Here is a 2,819-nt window from a genome sequence, read left to right on the forward strand (position 1 = left end):
CGATGAGGAAATTAGAATGATTCAAAACAGATTGAATAACAGACCAAGAAAAAGATTGGGATTCAAAACACCCTCAGAGGTGTTTCATCAATCGCTCAAGCGCGTTGCGCTTCGAACTTGAATCCGCCTTGTTTTTAATAATTCTGGCAAATTCAAAACAGAAAAAACAGCACCTTAAAGAACACCAACCATGAACTTTTCAAGGTTTTTTTGCGCAGTTCTATGCATGTTGGCCATGGGACATGCGGGAGCTGCCAGCTGGGAAAATCTCCCCCCTTATGAGGTAAGCACCTCAACGCCGATTGTTTTCAGCCCTGTAGAAAGCACGCTGGTACTTGAAGACCCGGACGGCTCATTCACATTGGAGGATGTTCTCCAGCGTCAAGAACAATTCAAACCAGCCTCAGAAATGGGCGGTATCGATGCCCTCAAACACTATTGGATCTTGCAAAAAATCAGCAGTGCTTTGCCGACAGACCGCAACTTCAGATTTGAAGGATCGTGGAAAGTCATTTGGACACACGTCATCAGGCCCGATGAGCCACCTCAGGCCTTGAAATCGTCTGGTTTTTACAGAGGGAAGTACGCACCTCTAAGTGACATTGATCCAGCTAAGCCGTCCTCAGCCGCGCAACCAAGCCGAGAGGCCTTATTTACGCTGCGCAGTGGTGAAACGCTGACCCTGCTGACCAAAGCCGTTGCGCTTTCGTCGCTGCCACCCAGATCATTGGTTTTGCAAGTGGTGGACAACGAACGCTATTTAGAGACCAGGCGTTTTGGTCTTTATGTTGAGGGTGGTTTGTTTGGCATCCTCTTCGCATTGGCCATATTTGGCTGGTACTCGTATTTTGTGAACAAAGACCGAGCTGGACTTTTTTACGGCATCTGGATTTCGTTTGCGCTGTTGCAAATCGCTTCACTCCCAACGCACGACGGATCACACCTTACTGAATTCTTAATCAATACAGATGACCAATATTTTGGCGTAAGTTCGATGGCGGGGTTCTATTCCTACGTTGGGTCCTACGGGCAAATCATTTTTTACTTTATTTTTGCAAGTGCTTACCTGCAAATTGCCAAGTTCTATCCCAAAACTCAAATGGCGATCTATATCTTGATCGGGTATTTTTTGCTCCATATGTGGGCCAACCTTGGGCTTGTTCACAATCTTTCGCCGCAAATATTTTTTGGTGTCAATGCCTTTTTACCGTTGGTTGTATTTCTATTGCTTTACAAGGCAGCCATCGAAAGATACCAACAAGGCATGAGCGTTGCGATGTTTTGGCTGATTGCATCCATACCCTATTTCTTATTTAGATTGATTTTTGTCTCTGGCTTGATGGGTTTTCCTTCCGTATTCAGCTACCTTCCGGAGTCTGGTTTCAGTTACCTGCTTCAAAACACCAATGTTTCTCAATCAATGGGGCTGTGCGGCGAAGCCCTGATCATGGCCTTGGCCGTCATCAGCCGCAATGTGTGGATTCAAAAAGAATTGGCGAAATCGCTTGACGCGCAAAAAGTGCTGGTGGAGGGGCAAAACAAGGTGTTGGAAGAAACCGTGGCGGCACGCACCAAAGAACTCGAGGCGCAGCACCAAGAACTGGATGAAGCGCATCAATTGGTGGTGGGTTCGGTGAATTACGCCAGCCGTTTGCAGCGCGGGCAGTTGCCGCGCCAAATTCGTCTGGATGGACGTTTTGAATCGTTCGCCACGATGTGGGAACCACGCGACACCATCGGCGGCGATTTGTATTGGATTTCATCCTCGCAGCATGACGGGCCGTTTGTGTTGGCAGTGGCCGATTGCACGGGCCATGGCGTCCCTGGTGCGATGTTGTCCTTGCTGGTGAGTAATTCGCTAGAACGTATTTACGCCAATGACACCATGGAAAATCCTGTGTCTGCCTTGGCCTCGTTGGACCACTATGTGCGCACCGGCTTGAACCAAGACCGTCCTGACAGTGAAAGCGACGACGGTTGTGACGCGACGGTATTGCGTATTGACCGGCGCTTGCAACGCGTGGAATATGCTGGCGCAAAGATCGACTTGTTCCATGTGAACACTGCTGGTGTGGTCACTCGCCACATGGCACAACGCGTCAGCTTGGGCTACAAAGACCGCGTGCCTTCGACACAGATACCCGAGGTCAAGGTCTTGCCCTATGAAAAAGGCGATCTGTTTGTCATCGTCACGGATGGATTGACAGATCAAGTGGGCGGTGCGGCTGGCAAACCTAAAGTGTCTTATGGGTATCGGCGTTTGGAGCAAGTGTTGTCTGCCCATGCGGGTGGGCAGGCGCAGCAAGTCATTGATGCGCTGCGCCAAGACTTTGTTCGCTGGCAAGGAACACACACACGGCGTGACGATGTCACCGCGGTGGTGTTTTCGCTGTAGTGACGAAAAAAAACAAACTTGCACCCTGTTGATTGAAAAGGAATTGTGAATATGGATTTATCTCAAGCCATTTTGTTGCGCAACAGCCTGCGCCACAACAACGTCATCATGGCCTACAACGGCACGGTGACAGACGACCTGATGGTCACGTTGGCCGATTTGCTCAAAGAGCGACTGGTGGCCAATGACGAGGTCAAACGCTCCAAATTGATCTTTGCCGTCTTCATGGAGGGTGTGCAAAACCTGATTTGGCACGGCAAAGAACATGCAGAAAACATGGGCATGATTTTGATCACCGAGCATGAGAAAGAGATCACCATCATGTGCGGTAACCGGATTGAAAAAGACAAGACCCAAGGCTTGAAAGACAGACTGGCGCAAATTGAAGGAGCGGACAAGGAAACCATCCGTCAGCTCTACCGCG

General features: G+C 49.4%; 2 protein-coding genes and 1 pseudogene. All 3 read left to right on the forward strand.

All coding sequences use genetic code 11. The features are described 5' to 3' along the window. A pseudogene (locus AC8GFP_RS13505) lies at positions 1–121 on the forward strand (IS30 family transposase); the annotation flags it as partial. A 105-nt stretch (positions 122–226) separates the two neighbouring features. Further along, a complete protein-coding gene (locus AC8GFP_RS13510; RefSeq protein WP_506614062.1) occupies positions 227–2,395 on the forward strand; it encodes a SpoIIE family protein phosphatase in 2,169 nt (722 codons plus the stop codon). A 51-nt stretch (positions 2,396–2,446) separates the two neighbouring features. Next, on the forward strand, positions 2,447–2,819 hold a 373-nt coding region (locus AC8GFP_RS13515), incomplete at its 3' end, for a DUF6272 family protein (RefSeq protein ID WP_506614064.1).

It is taken from the genome of Limnohabitans simekii (SeqCode), assembly GCF_965234735.1.
GTDB classification, from domain to species: Bacteria; Pseudomonadota; Gammaproteobacteria; order Burkholderiales; family Burkholderiaceae_C; genus Limnohabitans; species Limnohabitans simekii.

Bases quoted from the DNA above. Each gene is read 5' to 3' on its own strand.
- AC8GFP_RS13510 (WP_506614062.1), top strand. From the start codon at position 227: ATGTTGGCCATGGGACATGCGGGAGCTGCCAGCTGGGAAAATCTCCCC.